The following is a 15,738-nucleotide window of genomic DNA, read 5'->3' on the forward strand; positions in this document are numbered from 1 at the left end:
TCTTCAATTATGAGCCGTTCACATTCCATGATTCATCCGCAAAAATTCGTTTTGTTATTTATCGGCCTATGCCTGATAATTCCATCCCTGCTATTCGCCCAAAGTTATGACCTGCTTCTGAAAGATGGTCACGTCATCGATCCTAAAAATGGTATTGACGGGATTTATGATATTGCTATTTCAGAGGGTACCATTGCAATAGTGCAGGAAGAAATCTCCGAAGCGGATGCTGAAAAAGTTGTTGATGCATCCGGGCTTTATGTAACACCCGGAATAATCGACATGCACAGCCATAATTATTATGGTACGGAACCAAACCGTGCTTACAGTAACGGTTTTAATGCCCTCCCGCCGGATGGATTTACATTTCGGTCCGGGGTTACAACCGTAGTAGATGTGGGCGGCGCCGGATGGAGAAATTTTCAACACTTCAAAAGCCAGGTAATCGACCGGTCTCAAACCCGTATGCTGGCATTCATCAATATCGTTGGAGACGGAATGAGCGGTGTTCCTGAACAAAACCTGGATGATATGGATCCACGCATGACCTCGATTGTTGCAAATCAACATGAAGAGATTGTGGGAGTAAAAATTGCTCACTACAACGGCCGGGACTGGGAACCTTATCACCGAACGGTTGAAGCAGCTGAGAGAGCTGATATCCCGGTTATGGTTGATTTTGGAGGTGCTATTCCGCCGCTTCCTTTAGACAGTTTATTGCATGATGTTCTGCGCCCCGGCGACATTTATACACATGTGTACGGCGGTGGCGTGGAGGTCCGCCAGGCAGTAATTGATGAAAATGGAAAATTGAGAGAGGGTATGCTTGAAGCCCAGGAAAATGGCATCATTTATGATGTTGGACACGGCGGCGGGAGTTTCTTTTACAGTGTTGCCGTTCCTGCAATTGAACAGGGTTTGTGGCCGAATACCATCAGTACTGATATTCATGTCGGCAGCATGAACGACGGTATGAAAGATATGGCAAACCTGATGTCGAAATTTATGAACATGGGAATGACATTGCAGGAAGTTATTGAAGCCTCCACCTGGAAACCGGCTCAAGTAATAAAGCGTGAGGAGCTCGGTCACCTAACAGAAGGGGCAGTAGCAGATATATCGGTTTTTAGCCTCCAGGAAGGTGATTTCAAGTTTCTTGATGCCCGTGAGTTTAGCCTGCCCGGGACTCAAAAATTACAACCTGAGTTAACCATTCGCGCCGGCAATGTGGTTTGGGATCTGAATGGGTTAGCTGCGACACCATATGAAGAGGAATGAATAAATCCCCCTTTGAAATAGCTCATTTTTGAACGCGAAACAAAAAAATTAACAGGATCGATTCATGGGATCATTACTGGAACTTTGATAGCGCGAGCGTCTCGCTCGTGCTTGAAATTAGGGCACAAGCGAGACGCTTGCGCCATCACTAGTTAGCCACCCCCTACCCCTTCAAAGCGGGATTTTCTAAATTCAAAAATCATTTGATATGCTAAAAAATTTAATCCTTTTAACTCTAATCCCACTTTTTATCATGACATGTGCAAAGACCGATAATCAAACTAACTCCGATAACCTTTATGATTATGATGTAGAGAAACGTATTGCAGAGCTGGGAATTGAACTCAGCCCTCCAACCCCGCCGGTAGCCAATTATGTAAAAGCCGTACGAACTGGGAATCTGATTTTTCTCTCCGGTCATGGCCCTGACAAACCTGAAGGTGGATTAGTATTTGGACGAGTTGGAACAGATCAGATTACAGTTGAGGAGGCCAAGGAAGCCGCTCGATTGACCGGCATCTCACTCATTAATTCATTAAAAGCTGAAATTGGCGATTTGAATAAAGTGAAACGAATTGTAAAAGTATTGGGGATGGTGAATGCCGAACCCACTTTTGGCGATCATCCACAGATCATCAACGGGTTTTCCGATCTGATGGTAGAAGTGTTCGGCGACCGAGGACGACATGCTCGTTCTGCCATAGGTATGGGATCATTGCCAAGCAACATACCGGTAGAGATCGAGATGATTGTGGAGGTTGTGGAATAAATTACCCCTTTGAGGGGAAAAGTGAAATGAGCGTCCAGCGAATGAACTCGGGGGATGTCACCGCACTGTGAAAACACCCCTCTGAGTTTTTCAAGAACCGTTGAAAAACTCTGTCTCCCCTGAAAGGGAGACACTCACTACAAAATCCTCAACTTTAACCAGAATCGAATAATATTTAATCAAACATATAAAACCATGCTTAACCGACGAACGATGTTAAAAATGCTCGCTACACTGCCATTCATGGGTGGAGTTGCGGGATCAAATGCGATCCGTAAAGTATCCGGAGAAAAGCTGGCTCGGCCCGGCTACAATCGTGATTTTTTCACGGAATTGGGAGTCAAACCTTTTATCAATGCATGGGGAACGATTACGGCGAAATCGGGATCTCTGATGCACCCTGAGGTCATCGAAGCGTACAATTATGCCTCTCAACAGTTCGTGGACTTGAACGAGTTACAGGATAAGGTTGGCGAGCGTATCGCAGAAATGTTAAACTGCGAAGCGGCGATGGTAACGGCAGGTGCTGCTTCAGCCATGACTCTCGGAGCGGCCGCTTGCATCACGGGAAAAGACCAGGAAAAAATTCGGGCGCTTCCTAATCTTCCGGGCCAACAGTTGGAAGTGATTATCCAGGACACTCATCGGTTTGGGTACGATCATGCCGTTCGCAACACCGGTGTAAAAATGGTGGAGGTGAATGGTCCAAGGGAGATGGAGGAAGCGATCAACGAGAAAACCGTCATGATGCTCTTTTTCAATGCAGCGGGGGAGCATAGCGTTAGCCGTGAACAGTTTGTAGAGATAGGACAGAGAAATAATGTACCGACATTTATTGATGCGGCCGCGGATGTTCCACCCGTTGAAAATCTTTTTAAATATATTGAGATGGGTTTCGATTTAGTTACGTTTTCCGGCGGAAAAGCGATTCGGGGACCGCAAAGTGCCGGGTTACTCTTCGGAAGAAAAGATCTCCTAGAAGCGGCACGGTTGAACACGGTTCCTCATAGCAATACCATCGGACGAGGAATGAAAGTGAATAAAGAGGAGATCCTGGCGATGATGGTTGCACTTGAAAAATACCTCGAACGCGATCATGAAAAAGATTGGGAGGAATGGGAAAACAGGGTTGCTCTTATTGATGAAGCTGTAAGTTCTGTTGAATCCGTGGAAACGGATCATTATGTGTTTCCTGTGGCAAATCATGTACCTCACCTCTCCATCAAATGGGACCAGGAGATCATCAACATCACACCGCCAAAACTGCGCGAAAACCTGGAAAACGGGTATCCGTCCATTGTTACCTTTGGCGGGGATGAATCGGTTGAGGTCAGCGTATTCATGATGCAACAGGAGGAGGTTGGTATTGTAGCCAAGAGATTGAAAGAAGAACTTGAAATGGCCCTGATGTGAATATGATTTTTTCTCATTCCATTCTTCTGTAAAGTTACTATCCGTTCTACAATGTCTTCACCACAAATTGATACCGGTAAAAAAATACCATGTTTTACTCCAACAACTTCTTGCAATTAGGTGCCATCTTCATGGCATTGGCCGTGGCTTTTGGCGCATTCGGAGCACATATTGTTGAGGGGCTCCTGACCCCCGACCGTTTTGAGGTCTACCAAACTGCCGTTCAATATCATTTCTACCACGCCCTTGGTTTGCTAATTATCGGAGCTGTTTCGTTTCACATCTCCAACAAATGGATGAAATGGAGCGGGTATTCAATGGTTTTCGGAATTCTGATCTTCTCAGGGAGTTTATACCTGCTCACTCTTTTGGACATCGGTTGGCTGGGAGCAGTCACACCCATTGGGGGGTTTGCGTTCATTTTAGCATGGGTCTTTTTGTTGATAGGTGTTTTAAAAAACCCGTAATTCTCAAAAATTCACCCAATAATTTAACCATACATCTTCCACAAAAATTTTTGTTACTATTGGATTAATATCCAATGAACTGATAGCAGCTTTTATTAATATTCTTGAAAGTCCGGTGTTAATAAGAGTTCTGCTGAGGAAGATGAAACTATGAGTCCGAAAAATACTCGCTCGAAATTTTTAAAAGTCGGCCTGGCCATTCTGCTCCTACTCCTTCTATTTCTTGCAGGAATCCAGGTTTTTTTGAGTTATTACCTGGACGATCTTGTTGAAAATCGCCTTACAAATGCTGTTTCTGAGCAGACCCTGAATCAATATCAATTACAGATTGATAAACTTACGCTGAGTGTCTGGAATCGGAAAATGGAGTTAAATGGTGTGAGCCTGCATCCAACCAACTCTTCATCGACTGCACCCAAAATTGAGTTTGACCAACTTTCGATCTCCGGCATACAATTTCTTCCCTATCTGTGGAATGGTTCCGCAAGCTTCGCGGATGTTCACTTTCTAAACCCAACTGTAAGAATTTTTGAAAATAGTCCCGACTCGCTAGTGTTCCTGAAACAAACAACTGATTCACCACCAAACCAAAAAAGCACATCCAATATTTCATTGGATCGATTTATCGTTGAGGGCGGATCGGTGAATCTTCAAACCTCCGATCAAAGCCGTTCCAGGGCTGAACTACATGATTTTAACCTGATGATTTCGGGTGTTCGGATGGATTCGACAAGCAGGTTTAATTTTCCCTACTTTGATTTTGAATCGTTTACAACGTCATCCGGAAATTTTCGGTATGCATTTAAAAACGGCCTTTATGCTATTGAATCGAATCAAGCCGAGTATTCTACAACCGCGAATATTGCTTCACTTGATTCACTGAAGCTGATTCCACAATATCCCAGGTATGAGTTTGCCCGAAAGATTGGCCATCAAAAAGATAGAATCTCGCTAACTGTGGGTCAGTTACGGCTTGAAAATCCCGATATCGAGAGTTTAAAATCGGGAATATTAATCGCTGACAGATTTACCATCGATGCTGCGGACCTGGATGTATTTCACAGTAAATTGGTGCCTGACGGACCTGACCGTGTAAAAACATTTCCGCACATGGCATTCAAAAATCTCAATTTTCCTGTCACTGTCGATACCATTGCAATCAACCAATCTGAAATCAGGTACAGTGAACACCTGCCGGACGTGAATCGTCCGGGTACTGTTACCTTTTCCAACGTAAACGGTATGTTTGCGAATGTAACGAATGATTCCACAACCGTCAGCGAGGGACATGAAATTACACTTAATGTAAGTTCAGATGTGATGGGCGTAGCAAAACTGGACGCCCATTTTGTACTGCCAATGAATGAAGAGGGAGATCATACAGCGAGGGGAACACTTGCCAGCATGCAAGCCGCACAGTTAAATCCAATCCTGGAACCTGTTGGACTTATTCGAACAGAAAGAGGTACCATTCACTCCTTGCAGTTTTTAATGGATCTCAAAGCCAACTCTGCAAGTGGGTGGACCCAACTTGTGTACAGTGATTTGAAAATTGCCGTTCTCGATTCAGAAAATGTTAACAGCGGTGGCAGGAAATGGTTAAGATCAGTACTCGCAAATTTGCTAAAAGTAAAAGAAAACAATGATAAAGAGCCATTTCGAAGGGGAGAAATTTCAAAAGAACGTGAAGAGACCAAATCTATGTTTAGCTATTGGTGGAAGTCATTATCAACCGGCCTCAAAGATAACATTGGGTTATGATAACTTAGGAACTTAACTTACTGATATTCATACAAATAAGGTTGATCTTATTCTAAATTATTTGTCATGGAAAGATATCCGCTTGCTGTTCGATCTCTTATTAGATTATTGCTGACATTTTTAATTGTTACCGCTTTAATCATCACGAAAACTCTTCTTGTTCCGCTTTTCTTTTCTGTACTCCTGGCCTACCTCCTTTATCCTGCCGCAGAACAACTCGAAAACAGGGGGTTTTCGAGAATTCTTACAAATTTTGTACTGATCATTACCACGGCAGTTGTTGTAGTAGGGTCGGTGTATGGAATGGCTCTATTAGTGGCAACTTTCACCTCAGATTTGCCTCAAATTCAGGAACAATTCAGGCAAAATTTAAGCAGTTTTCAACGCTCGATTGGTGATTTAATTGGCGTAGCGGAAAATCAGCAGGATGCAATGGTAAAGAACGCTGTTGGAAACACCGGTCAATACCTGAAAACGTTTTTTACGGCAACAGCAAACTCAATCCTGGCGATTGGCCTGGTCCCTGTCTACACATTTTTACTTCTGTTTTACCGTGACAAGTTCAAAAAATTCATCAACCTGCTGGTTCCTTCTGATCAACAGGGCATTGCGGAAAACATTATCGATCAAGCTTCAGAGGTTGTGCCCAGTTACATGAAAGGCCTGATTATTGTTTGCATTATTTTAATGGGCCTTAACACACTTGGATTTTACCTTGTGGGAGTACAATATGCAATGTTGTTTGGAATTATCGCTGCAATCTTCAATTTGATACCTTATCTCGGTACGGTCTTAGGGTATGGGATCGTATTTATTTTTGTACTCGCAACACAGTCAACCGGAGTTGCTCTTGCCGTTGTAGGTCAGTTTTTTGTAGTACAGTTTCTTGAGAATAATATTCTCACTCCCAACATCACCGGTTCCTATGTTCAGATCAATCCCCTGGTTATTATCTTTTCACTGATTGGCGGCGGAATGATATGGGGACTGCCCGGTATGTTTATGGTAATTCCCTACCTGGCTATGTTGAAAATTGTGTGCGAGAATATCGATTCCCTCAAACCCATTGGGTATCTTCTTGGAACACGTGGAACAGAAAGACATACCATAAAACTAAACTTTCTCAAAACTGATCAAGATTCAGGTTAACATACTATTATCCTATTCTAAATCTTCAGTTGTTCAATGTTTGATTGGGTAAAAAATATCATCGAATCGATCGGGTATCCCGGCATTGCTTTGCTGATGATCCTTGAAAATATATTTCCGCCCATACCATCGGAGGTGATAATGCCATTTGCCGGTTTTGTAACTGAGCAAGGAGAACTAAATTTCTTGGGAGTGATAGCAGCCGGCACTATTGGATCTGTCTTGGGAACTCTTCCTTTTTATTACCTGGGATTAAAAATTGGTGAAGAACAAATTAAAAGTTGGGCGCAAAAATACGGGCGATGGATTATGCTGAATCCCAAAGATATAGACAGGGCTACCCGTTGGTTCGAACGTCATGATGCATCGGCTGTTTTCTTATGCCGCTTGATTCCGGGAATACGAACACTCATCTCCATACCGGCCGGTGTTGCCCGAATGAATTTCTTCAGCTTTCTTTCATTGTCAGTAGCAGGTACAACTATTTGGATTGGATTGCTTACCTATCTCGGTCAGATACTCGGCCGAAATTATGATCGTGTTCAAGATTATCTAGACCCAGTCGGGTACGCTGTCTTTGGAATTATCGTTATCTCCTATATCTATCACATTGTAAAAAACAAATAGTACCGGCAATTTCTTTACAAAATGTGATCTTGTTCTATATTGTTGAAAACTGTAATACATCCGCTTCAAATAACAAAGACATGGTTTCTTATTTACTGTCCCGAATATCCTCAAAAAGAATTTTTAAACAGATCTTTCTACTTACAACACTTATCTCATTCCCAGTCTTATTATTTGCTCAAAATGAGATAGAGAGAGCCAGAATATCACTACAGGGTCTCCAGGAATTTGGATTTACTGCTAACATTGAGGGTTCACAACAGGTTGTAGACCACGATTCCTTGACCCCAACTGTGATTCGTCAGCAGGCCATCAATCAAATCGTAGAGGCAGGTATTAGATTTGTATCAGACGATGAAGTTGAATCCTCTGCCGATATTCCATTTCTGTATATGCATATCAACACGATGAGGCTCGACAACGGCCTCATACCATTTTCCATCAACCTTCATCTATATCAGCCTGTAAAACTGACGCTAAACAGAGATCTTCAAACATCTGCGAGTACCTGGGATACAGGAATGGTTGGAATTGTATCACAAGATCAACTACCGCTAATCAACCAGGCTGCAGAGAACGTGATGGAAGCATTTATCTACGATTATCAAAATGCCAATTTTGATTGATAGATTGTTTATTTACTGAGATGTGTGATGCCATGCAACGAATTTAAGACCGCATAGATCAACTCCAGCTTTCAATCATGGAAAAAATGAAGGCTTTATTGATCCGTTCGGCATTCATCAATGATTTCATCCTTAGCTTCATCGGGATCATTAATAATTGCATAAAACTCGTCCAGGTACTCGACAGCTTCTTCAAACCAATCCTCTGTTAACGGTGGTACAAGATTTTGATGGAGTTGAAAGATCGCCGTTCTATTCTCATTGAAAAATGTAAATTCCTTCATGAATTCTTCCGGCGTTCGGCAAAGTCCCCTGAATACTCGCTGCCGGACAGATCGGATATTCAACATCGGGTTTGGATCTGCATATCTGGCATTAATGATACCGCTCCAGTCAAAATCGTAGGGAATAGCATAGGGTGTTTGTTCACCCTCCGGCATCACAAGTTTGATATTATGTAGATTAGGAATTGACCAATCGGTATTCCCCATCATATAATGGAATACTGCGAGCCGGTTGCTAAGTTCATAGTCTGTAAGATCGGGGTGAACGTTTTTCACTTCTAAAATTCTGCCCCCAAGACGCTCGGCCATCTTATCTTCATCTTCTATGATAAATCCAAAACGGGTAAAAGGATCGTCTCTCTTTTCGCTGTCAGAGTATGTTATTTCTGCCAGCCTCACCCGGAAGCTCTTGTCTGTCATCAGATTGTATGAACGGTAGATCAGGTATTCCTGCAAGACATATTGCTGATATTCGGATCGGCCCGTTTGGCAGTGTGTTACCAGTTTCAGTTTTTCCTGACCCTCAAAGACCGTTCCTACGACTGTTTCCTCTTCAAACCTCATTCGCAAGGGTGGAAAGCGGCAGTTTTCGCGTTGCCGGCGAAAATTCCCCCTTACCTTAACCCGCGCTGACACTTCCATGAGTTCGCCCTGTTCATTGGTCCAACTTACCGTAAGTGGATGGTAATCGGTTTCTTCACCCCGGTCTCTAAGTACCCTTCGGATATCCATCTCCATGGTAATTTCAAGGGTTTCATCGCTTTCAAACAGAGGATATGATATAATAGAAGCATCGCTACTCTGACTCATCACCAACCCCGGCAGAGTTAAGCTAAGCAGGCATAACAACATGCAAAACTTTAATCGACGTGTATATAAATCGTACCGAATTGGCCTCAGGGGAACTCTTTCTTTTGGTATTGGCATACCCCTCCTTAAAATTTGATCGTCAAAAAAACAGCAACCGAACATATTGATTTGATGTACCAAGCGGAACAGGTACATTTTTAATCCTAATAATTTCATCTCAATCTCCTTTAAAGTAAAATAATATGCAAGTTTACCAGTGTTGTTTTCATTCGATTCTTTTTAAATCTGATTGAAGACTGAATCGAGGAATATTTACAGATTATCTAAAGCCATCTGAAAAAGCGATCTACTCTATAGGACAAATGTTGACGAAAGCGGCAAAGAACAACTGTATCATGTTTGGGTAACATGCTGAAAATCACCATTAAAAAAGATGATGAGCCTAACCGGGAAGGTATCGGTTGGGGACTCTGCCCTTTTACTACCCGGGCAATATTATTGGAGAAAATGGTTCAAAGAGTGTGCAGATCAGCAAATTCACTGGTTTGCTCTTGCATCCAGTGATATATATCGATAGTGAACCAGCCGGCGGTTTGAAATGAATTCTGCAATCGCCTATTCTTCTGCAATTTGATTCAGTGCAGAGGAAATCAGTTATCGATTCCAGCCAGAATTGAAAGAATGCCTGCCCTTTTCTCTAATTTGTTTTAGAGGTAGTTCACATTAGGTAGGACTATTAATGTATCCCGGAAATGTACTCGACCAAAACTATGATAGAGTTGCTACTTTTCGATCCCGTCATTTGCCTTTAATTCGCTATGAAGTACATCTGTTTCGCAGGCTTCTATCTGCAAATACTTAAACTGAACTCAGATATTTAGAACATATCCGCAATTTAATATGTTTAATAAATAGCGAAATGATGTTTAACTGTATCGAGGCTATTAATGTCTTATGAGTTCAAGAAAAAGTTACATGGAGAAAAGAGAGCCTGATGAAACGCCTGAACCTGTATCATTTGACAAGCAGAAAGCAAATGGTAATGAACCGATTTTTGTCATTCAAAAACATGACGCAACTAAACTGCATTACGATTTTCGTTTGGAGATCGATGGTACACTCAAGTCCTGGGTAATCCCTAAAGGTCCGTCAACAGATCCATCGGAAAAGAGACTTGCTGTGCCAGTTGAAGACCATCCATTAGAATATGCTGAATTTGAAGGCGTGATTCCCGAAGATCAATACGGAGCGGGCACTGTTATGATTTGGGACCGTGGAACCTACCGGAACCTGAAGAAAAGTGAAAATCGTGAGCTGCCTGTCGAAAAAAGTTATGATAAAGGTCAGATTGAAGTATTCCTTGAAGGTGAAAAAATATCGGGTGGCTATGCGCTCTTCAAAACAAACAGTACGGATGAAAACTGGCTCCTGGTGAAGACGGATGATGAATACGCAGATGCCCGGAGAAATCCTGTAAGTACCGAGAACAAGTCTGTCAAATCAGGCCGAACACTTCAAGAAATCGCTAAACAAGAATCTTAAAACATGACGCAAATCGGCTCACATACCATTGAGCTAAAAAATGAAAAGAAAGTTTTCTTTCCTGAAAATGACATTACCAAGGGTGAGTTAATTGAATATTATCACCGCATTTCTGATACCCTTTTGCCCTTTTTAAAGAGCCGGCCTCTTACGCTTGAACGATACCCGGATGGAATCAATATAGAAGGATTTAATCAAAAGGAGATGCCGGACTATTTTCCCGATTGGATCGATTCCGTTTCGATCAGGAAAAAAGAGGACGGGACAATCCGGCAGGTTGAATGCAACAATGTTGAGACACTGGTTTATCTGGTAAATCAGGGTACCATCAGTCTGCATCCATGGCTGAGTACGACCCAAAACCTTTATAAACCTAATAAGCTTGTGTTTGATCTGGACCCACCTGAGGGAAACTTCGAGATAGTTGTTAAGGGTGCAAACGCTCTTCGAAATCTTTTAGAAAATGAACTTGGACTGAATGCTTTTGTGATGACCACAGGTTCGAAAGGGCTTCATGTTTGTACCCCGATTTATACTGATCTGGAATTTGAGAAAACAAGACATTTTGCAAAACAAGCAGCTGATTTTTTGGCGAATCAATATGCAGACACATTTACCACCGAAACCCGAAAAAACAAGCGGAAGAACCGGTTGTTTATCGATTATCTTCGAAATGCCTATGCCCAAACATCGATTGCTCCTTACTCGGTGCGGGCAATAGAAGGTGCGCCTGTGGCCACACCCCTGGATTGGGATGAATTGAGTCGAAATGATCTGCACGCTCAACGCTACACCATCAAAAATATCTTTAAGCGATTGAGCCGAAAAACGGATCCCTGGAAAGATTTTAAAAACCATGCATCGTCCCCTGTTCAAGCTTCGGATAGATTAAAAAAGCTGAAAGCCAATTAACTTAATTCAAGGCCACAAACATACATTCATAGTACTTATTAATTCGATTGACATTTTTTAGATGGATTCATCAGCATCATCAAAAAAACATTCCGAGAAAGAAAATCCATATTCTCAAAATGTAGATGAGGTTCTTCGGAGTTTTAAAACAGACCCTGAAAAGGGACTTTCGGACGATGAAGCAGAAAAAAGACTTGATACTTACGGCCGAAATCAGTTAAAAAAGCAGGAACAGAAAAGCCTTTTAGAAATCCTGATCGACCAGATAAACAATCCAATCGTTTATCTCTTAACGGCAGCCGCTGTCTTAGCCTTTGTATTTGGTGATATACCGGAGGGTATTGCCATTGTTGTTGTCCTGATTCTAAATACCATGATCGGCTTCTGGATGGAATTCCAGGCACGCAAAAGCATGAATGCCCTCCAGGAGATGGATAAGGTGATGGCCCATGTGTTCCGTGGAGGCGAGGATAAGGAGATTGATGCCGAACTTCTGGTACCCGGTGATATCCTTGAGCTGGAGGCCGGTGCATTGGTCCCCGCTGATGCACGGCTCATAGAAGCTTCTGAACTTTCTGTCGATGAATCACCTCTGACCGGGGAGTCTGTTCCCGTCTCGAAAGAGATCGATCCGCTTGAAGTGGAAACACAGGTTGCCGATCAAAAAAATATGGTTTTTAAAGGGACAGCTGTCACAAATGGCCATGGTAAAGCAGTGATCGTTACAACCGGAATGGATACACAGATCGGAAACATCTCCGAAATGGTCAGCAAGGCTGAAAAAGAACAGATACCGCTAAACCGCAAACTGGAAACTCTCACAAAAAAACTGATATGGGTTACCGCAAGTCTTGCCACTGCTTTTTTCCTCGTGGGCTGGATGACAGGTAAAGAGCTCTATCAATTGGTACAGACAGCCATCGCGTGGACTATTGCTGCTATTCCCGAGGGACTGCCTATCGTTGCAAGTATTGCCTTGGCTAAAGGGATGCTCAGGCTTGCCGACCACAATGTAATCGTCAAACAGCTCGCGGCCGTTGAAACCCTTGGCGAAACAACAGTCATTTTTACCGACAAGACCGGTACTCTCACCGAAAACAGGCTCACATTGCAGATGGTGGAGTTCGACAATATGAAAGGTGAGGTAAAATGGGAAAAAGAAAAAAACCGGGCCGATATTGTTGCTTCGGAATTAGCTGAAAATAGATTGAAGAAAAATGATAAACGTCTCAAGCGGTTCTTTGAGATAGCTGTTCTTTGTAATGATGCAGAATTGAATCATGCGGAGAATGGAGAAAATGGGGAAGGTGATCCACTCGACATATCACTGCTGGAATTTGGAAAAACTTTTGATTCAGACCGGTTCAATGAATTGCGGGAGATGGAGAGGATCCATGAAGAACCGTTCGACTCAGAGGACATGGTGATGGGTACCGTTTATGAAATTGACGGAAAAATTATGTTGCTTTGCAAGGGAGCCGCAGAATCGATCGCACCGCGCTGCTCAAATACGTTTTCTGATGGATCTTTATCGGAATTTACGGATGAAGACAAGGAGAAATGGAATCACCGGAACCAGGAACTTTCCGAAGACGGATTGCGGGTCATCGCCTTCGCATTCCGGGAGCTGGAACAAAAACCAGCGGAAGATACCGATGTGGAGAAAGAACTTATGCAAGATCTGACGTTTCTCTGCCTGTCTGGATTCATTGATCCCCCCCGGGAAGAGGTAAAGGAGTCTGTGGCAACCTGTCAAAAAGCGGGAATCAAGGTAGAGATGGTAACCGGCGATCATCCCGGTACGGCACGAAATATTGCACGGGAAGTAAACGTGGCTGATGAAGAGTCCGATAAAGCCATCCACGGAAGTGAATTACGGGAAGATGTTGATGAACACGACAGGAAGGAAGTTGTGAATACCCAGATTTTTGCAAGGGTAGATCCCGAACAGAAATTGAAGATCATCGAATATTACCAGCAAAATGGTGATATCGTAGCAATGACTGGAGATGGTGTCAACGATGCCCCAGCCCTGAAAAAAGCTGATATTGGAATCGCTATGGGTGAACGCGGTACGCAGGTTGCCCAGGAGGTCTCGGACATGGTTTTAAAGAATGACGCCTTTTCATCGATTGTACAGGCGGTACGTGAAGGACGAATCATTTTTGGTAACATCAGGAAGTTCATCATTTACCAGCTCTCCTATCACCTGTCCGAAATTCTAATTATAGCGGGAGTCAGTTTTTCAGTTTTTGCACTTCCCCTCCTCCCGTTACAACTGCTCTTTCTGAATCTTCTTTCGGATGTATTTCCTGCGCTGGCACTCGGAATTGGTCAGGGAAATCCTAAAATCATGGAACAGGATCCAAAAGATCCTGAAGAACCCATTATTAACCGAAATAACTGGATAATGATTGCCCTTTACGGATTGATTCTGACACTTTTTATTTCAGGGGCGTACTTTTTTGCCCTTTTCTACTGGCATCTTTCAGAAGAGGTGTGCAACAATGTAGCCTTTTTCAGCCTGGCATTTGCCCAGCTTTGGCATGTTTTTGACATGCGGGAAGCCAATGAACCGATCTTTAACAACCAGGTGACTCAAAACAGTTATGTCTGGGTAGCGGTTGTCTTCTGTGTGTCAGTGATTATCGCATCCTACTTTATTCCTCAGACATACGATGTACTATCCTACCAGCAGATGGATCTAAGTACCTGGATCCTCATTGGCATCACGAGTGTACTCCCGATGATTACCATTCAATCTTTAAAAGAGATTACAAAGAATTCGAGATTCGAATTTTAATGAACCCGACGAAATTATTGTCTAAACCAAACCCATCAGAAGATTCCACATAGATCGATTCTGAGGTAAGAAAGTTTTACAAAAAGAACGATGAAAATGTGCAAGTATGTAATATTGCCAATTTTATTGAGGATTATCAGCAGGTAAATTTTGAGTAGTAAATGTATAGTCTGGACTGCTATAAGTGTTTCATCTGTACTTCAAACTAGTTGATTAATCTTTTTACAGGAAAGGCCATTGTTTAACTGAACGGTTTACATTTTGTAATTTTCATAAAATGAATCATCAAGATGAAACGAATAATACCTGCGGTTTTTCTCTTATTCGCACTTTTCACCAACAGCTTTGGTCAATCTGAAACCTTGTTAAACGGTGACATTGATCACGGTGGATATGGAGGCTTAATCTCAAATTTCTCAGAAATCAATAACTCTTTTGGAGTTACAATTGGCGGTTATGGCGCCTGGCTTATTGATCACACAGTTGCAATTGGTGGTGGTGGCCTTGGCCTTACCAACGACATTAAATTTGATGAAACTCCGGAGGGTGACCGTTACATAAGTTTTGGGTATGGAGGTCTGTATTTCGGATATCTGCATAACTCCCAAGATATGCTTCATCTCACTGTAGAAACCTTTATTGGCAGTGGTGAAGTGAACCTGCGTTACAATTCAGACAATGAAGATTTGTTTGATGACGACCGGGTTTTTGTGATTGATCCAACCATCAATGTGGAACTGAATCTTACAAATTTTATGAGAGTTACAATTGGGGTCGGTTATCGCTTTGTGAATGGTGTAAATCTCGAAATTTTAGATGATAAGGATCTAAGTTCACCTACATTTCGTTCAACTATCCGGTTTGGCTCATTTTGATTATCTTACTTTCTAAGGTCGTCCAGTCCTGTTTTACGAAATAAAATGTCCCATTTTCTATATGAATATAGAAGAATTTCGTGATTTCTGTCTTTCATTTAATCGTGTATCTGAAGAATTCCCTTTTGATGAAAACACACTTGTATTCAAAGTGATGGGAAAGATGTTTGCTCTGTGTGATGTGGATGAGTTTGAAAGCATCAATCTAAAATGCGATCCCTCAATTGCAATGCAGCTTCGCGAGGAGTACCCCGGAATTGTGATTCCTGGTTATCATATGAATAAAAGACACTGGAATACAATCGTAATGGAGAATAATATACCGGATCAAACAATTCAGAAATGGATTTCAAATTCATATGACCTGGTTGTTGCTAACCTGCCGAAGAAGGATCGTATGAATCTACACTGAGCTGATTAGA

The 15,738-nt window shown here is 42.4% G+C and carries 14 protein-coding genes; 13 read left to right on the forward strand and 1 reads right to left on the reverse strand.

Annotation, left to right across the window (positions count from 1 at the left end; translation table 11 throughout):
* Positions 1 to 9: 9 nt before the first annotated feature.
* From L6773_RS00335 to L6773_RS00370, 8 genes are all read left to right on the forward strand, one after another.
* Complete coding sequence (locus L6773_RS00335) at positions 10 to 1,278, forward strand: amidohydrolase/deacetylase family metallohydrolase (protein WP_237851841.1); 1,269 nt, start codon at positions 10 to 12, stop codon at positions 1,276 to 1,278.
* Positions 1,279 to 1,486: 208 nt separating this feature from the next.
* On the forward strand, positions 1,487 to 2,047 hold the full coding sequence (locus L6773_RS00340) for a RidA family protein (RefSeq protein WP_237851842.1): 561 nt from the start codon (positions 1,487 to 1,489) through the stop codon (positions 2,045 to 2,047).
* Positions 2,048 to 2,242: 195 nt separating this feature from the next.
* Complete coding sequence (locus L6773_RS00345) at positions 2,243 to 3,460, forward strand: aminotransferase class V-fold PLP-dependent enzyme (RefSeq protein WP_237851843.1); 1,218 nt, start codon at positions 2,243 to 2,245, stop codon at positions 3,458 to 3,460.
* A gap of 89 nt (positions 3,461 to 3,549) precedes the next feature.
* Positions 3,550 to 3,927 carry a DUF423 domain-containing protein gene (locus L6773_RS00350; protein ID WP_237851844.1) on the forward strand — a complete coding sequence of 126 codons (378 nt, stop codon included), beginning with the start codon at positions 3,550 to 3,552 and terminating at the stop codon, positions 3,925 to 3,927.
* Positions 3,928 to 4,077: 150 nt separating this feature from the next.
* A complete protein-coding gene (locus L6773_RS00355) occupies positions 4,078 to 5,688 on the forward strand; it encodes an AsmA family protein (RefSeq protein ID WP_237851845.1) in 1,611 nt (536 codons plus the stop codon).
* Positions 5,689 to 5,754: 66 nt separating this feature from the next.
* Entirely contained in the window at positions 5,755 to 6,837 is a 1,083-nt protein-coding gene (locus L6773_RS00360; RefSeq protein ID WP_237851846.1) for an AI-2E family transporter, read from the forward strand.
* A gap of 36 nt (positions 6,838 to 6,873) precedes the next feature.
* Positions 6,874 to 7,464, forward strand: a complete 591-nt coding sequence (locus L6773_RS00365; RefSeq protein WP_237851847.1) for a DedA family protein — start codon at positions 6,874 to 6,876, stop codon at positions 7,462 to 7,464.
* A gap of 80 nt (positions 7,465 to 7,544) precedes the next feature.
* Positions 7,545 to 8,090, forward strand: a complete 546-nt coding sequence (locus tag L6773_RS00370) for a hypothetical protein (protein WP_237851848.1) — start codon at positions 7,545 to 7,547, stop codon at positions 8,088 to 8,090.
* Positions 8,091 to 8,185: 95 nt separating this feature from the next.
* Here L6773_RS00370 and L6773_RS00375 read toward each other — a convergent pair whose 3' ends face one another.
* Positions 8,186 to 9,301, reverse strand: a complete 1,116-nt coding sequence (locus tag L6773_RS00375) for a hypothetical protein (protein ID WP_237851849.1) — start codon at positions 9,299 to 9,301, stop codon at positions 8,186 to 8,188.
* 837 nt (positions 9,302 to 10,138) lie between these two features.
* Here L6773_RS00375 and L6773_RS00380 point away from each other — a divergent pair.
* From L6773_RS00380 to L6773_RS00400, 5 genes are all read left to right on the forward strand, one after another.
* Positions 10,139 to 10,726, forward strand: coding sequence for a DNA polymerase ligase N-terminal domain-containing protein (locus tag L6773_RS00380; RefSeq protein ID WP_237851850.1), 588 nt, complete (start codon positions 10,139 to 10,141; stop codon positions 10,724 to 10,726).
* 3 nt (positions 10,727 to 10,729) lie between these two features.
* Positions 10,730 to 11,638: a non-homologous end-joining DNA ligase gene (ligD, locus tag L6773_RS00385; protein ID WP_237851851.1), complete on the forward strand. Its 909-nt coding sequence runs from the start codon at positions 10,730 to 10,732 to the stop codon at positions 11,636 to 11,638.
* A 61-nt stretch (positions 11,639 to 11,699) separates the two neighbouring features.
* Complete coding sequence (locus L6773_RS00390) at positions 11,700 to 14,441, forward strand: cation-translocating P-type ATPase (RefSeq protein ID WP_237851852.1); 2,742 nt, start codon at positions 11,700 to 11,702, stop codon at positions 14,439 to 14,441.
* A gap of 290 nt (positions 14,442 to 14,731) precedes the next feature.
* On the forward strand, positions 14,732 to 15,316 hold the full coding sequence (locus tag L6773_RS00395) for a hypothetical protein (protein ID WP_237851853.1): 585 nt from the start codon (positions 14,732 to 14,734) through the stop codon (positions 15,314 to 15,316).
* Positions 15,317 to 15,377: 61 nt separating this feature from the next.
* On the forward strand, positions 15,378 to 15,728 hold the full coding sequence (locus tag L6773_RS00400) for an MmcQ/YjbR family DNA-binding protein (protein WP_237851854.1): 351 nt from the start codon (positions 15,378 to 15,380) through the stop codon (positions 15,726 to 15,728).
* The last annotated feature ends 10 nt before the right edge of the window (positions 15,729 to 15,738 follow it).

It is taken from the genome of Rhodohalobacter sulfatireducens, assembly GCF_022012475.1.
Classification (GTDB): Bacteria; Bacteroidota; Rhodothermia; order Balneolales; family Balneolaceae; genus Rhodohalobacter; species Rhodohalobacter sulfatireducens.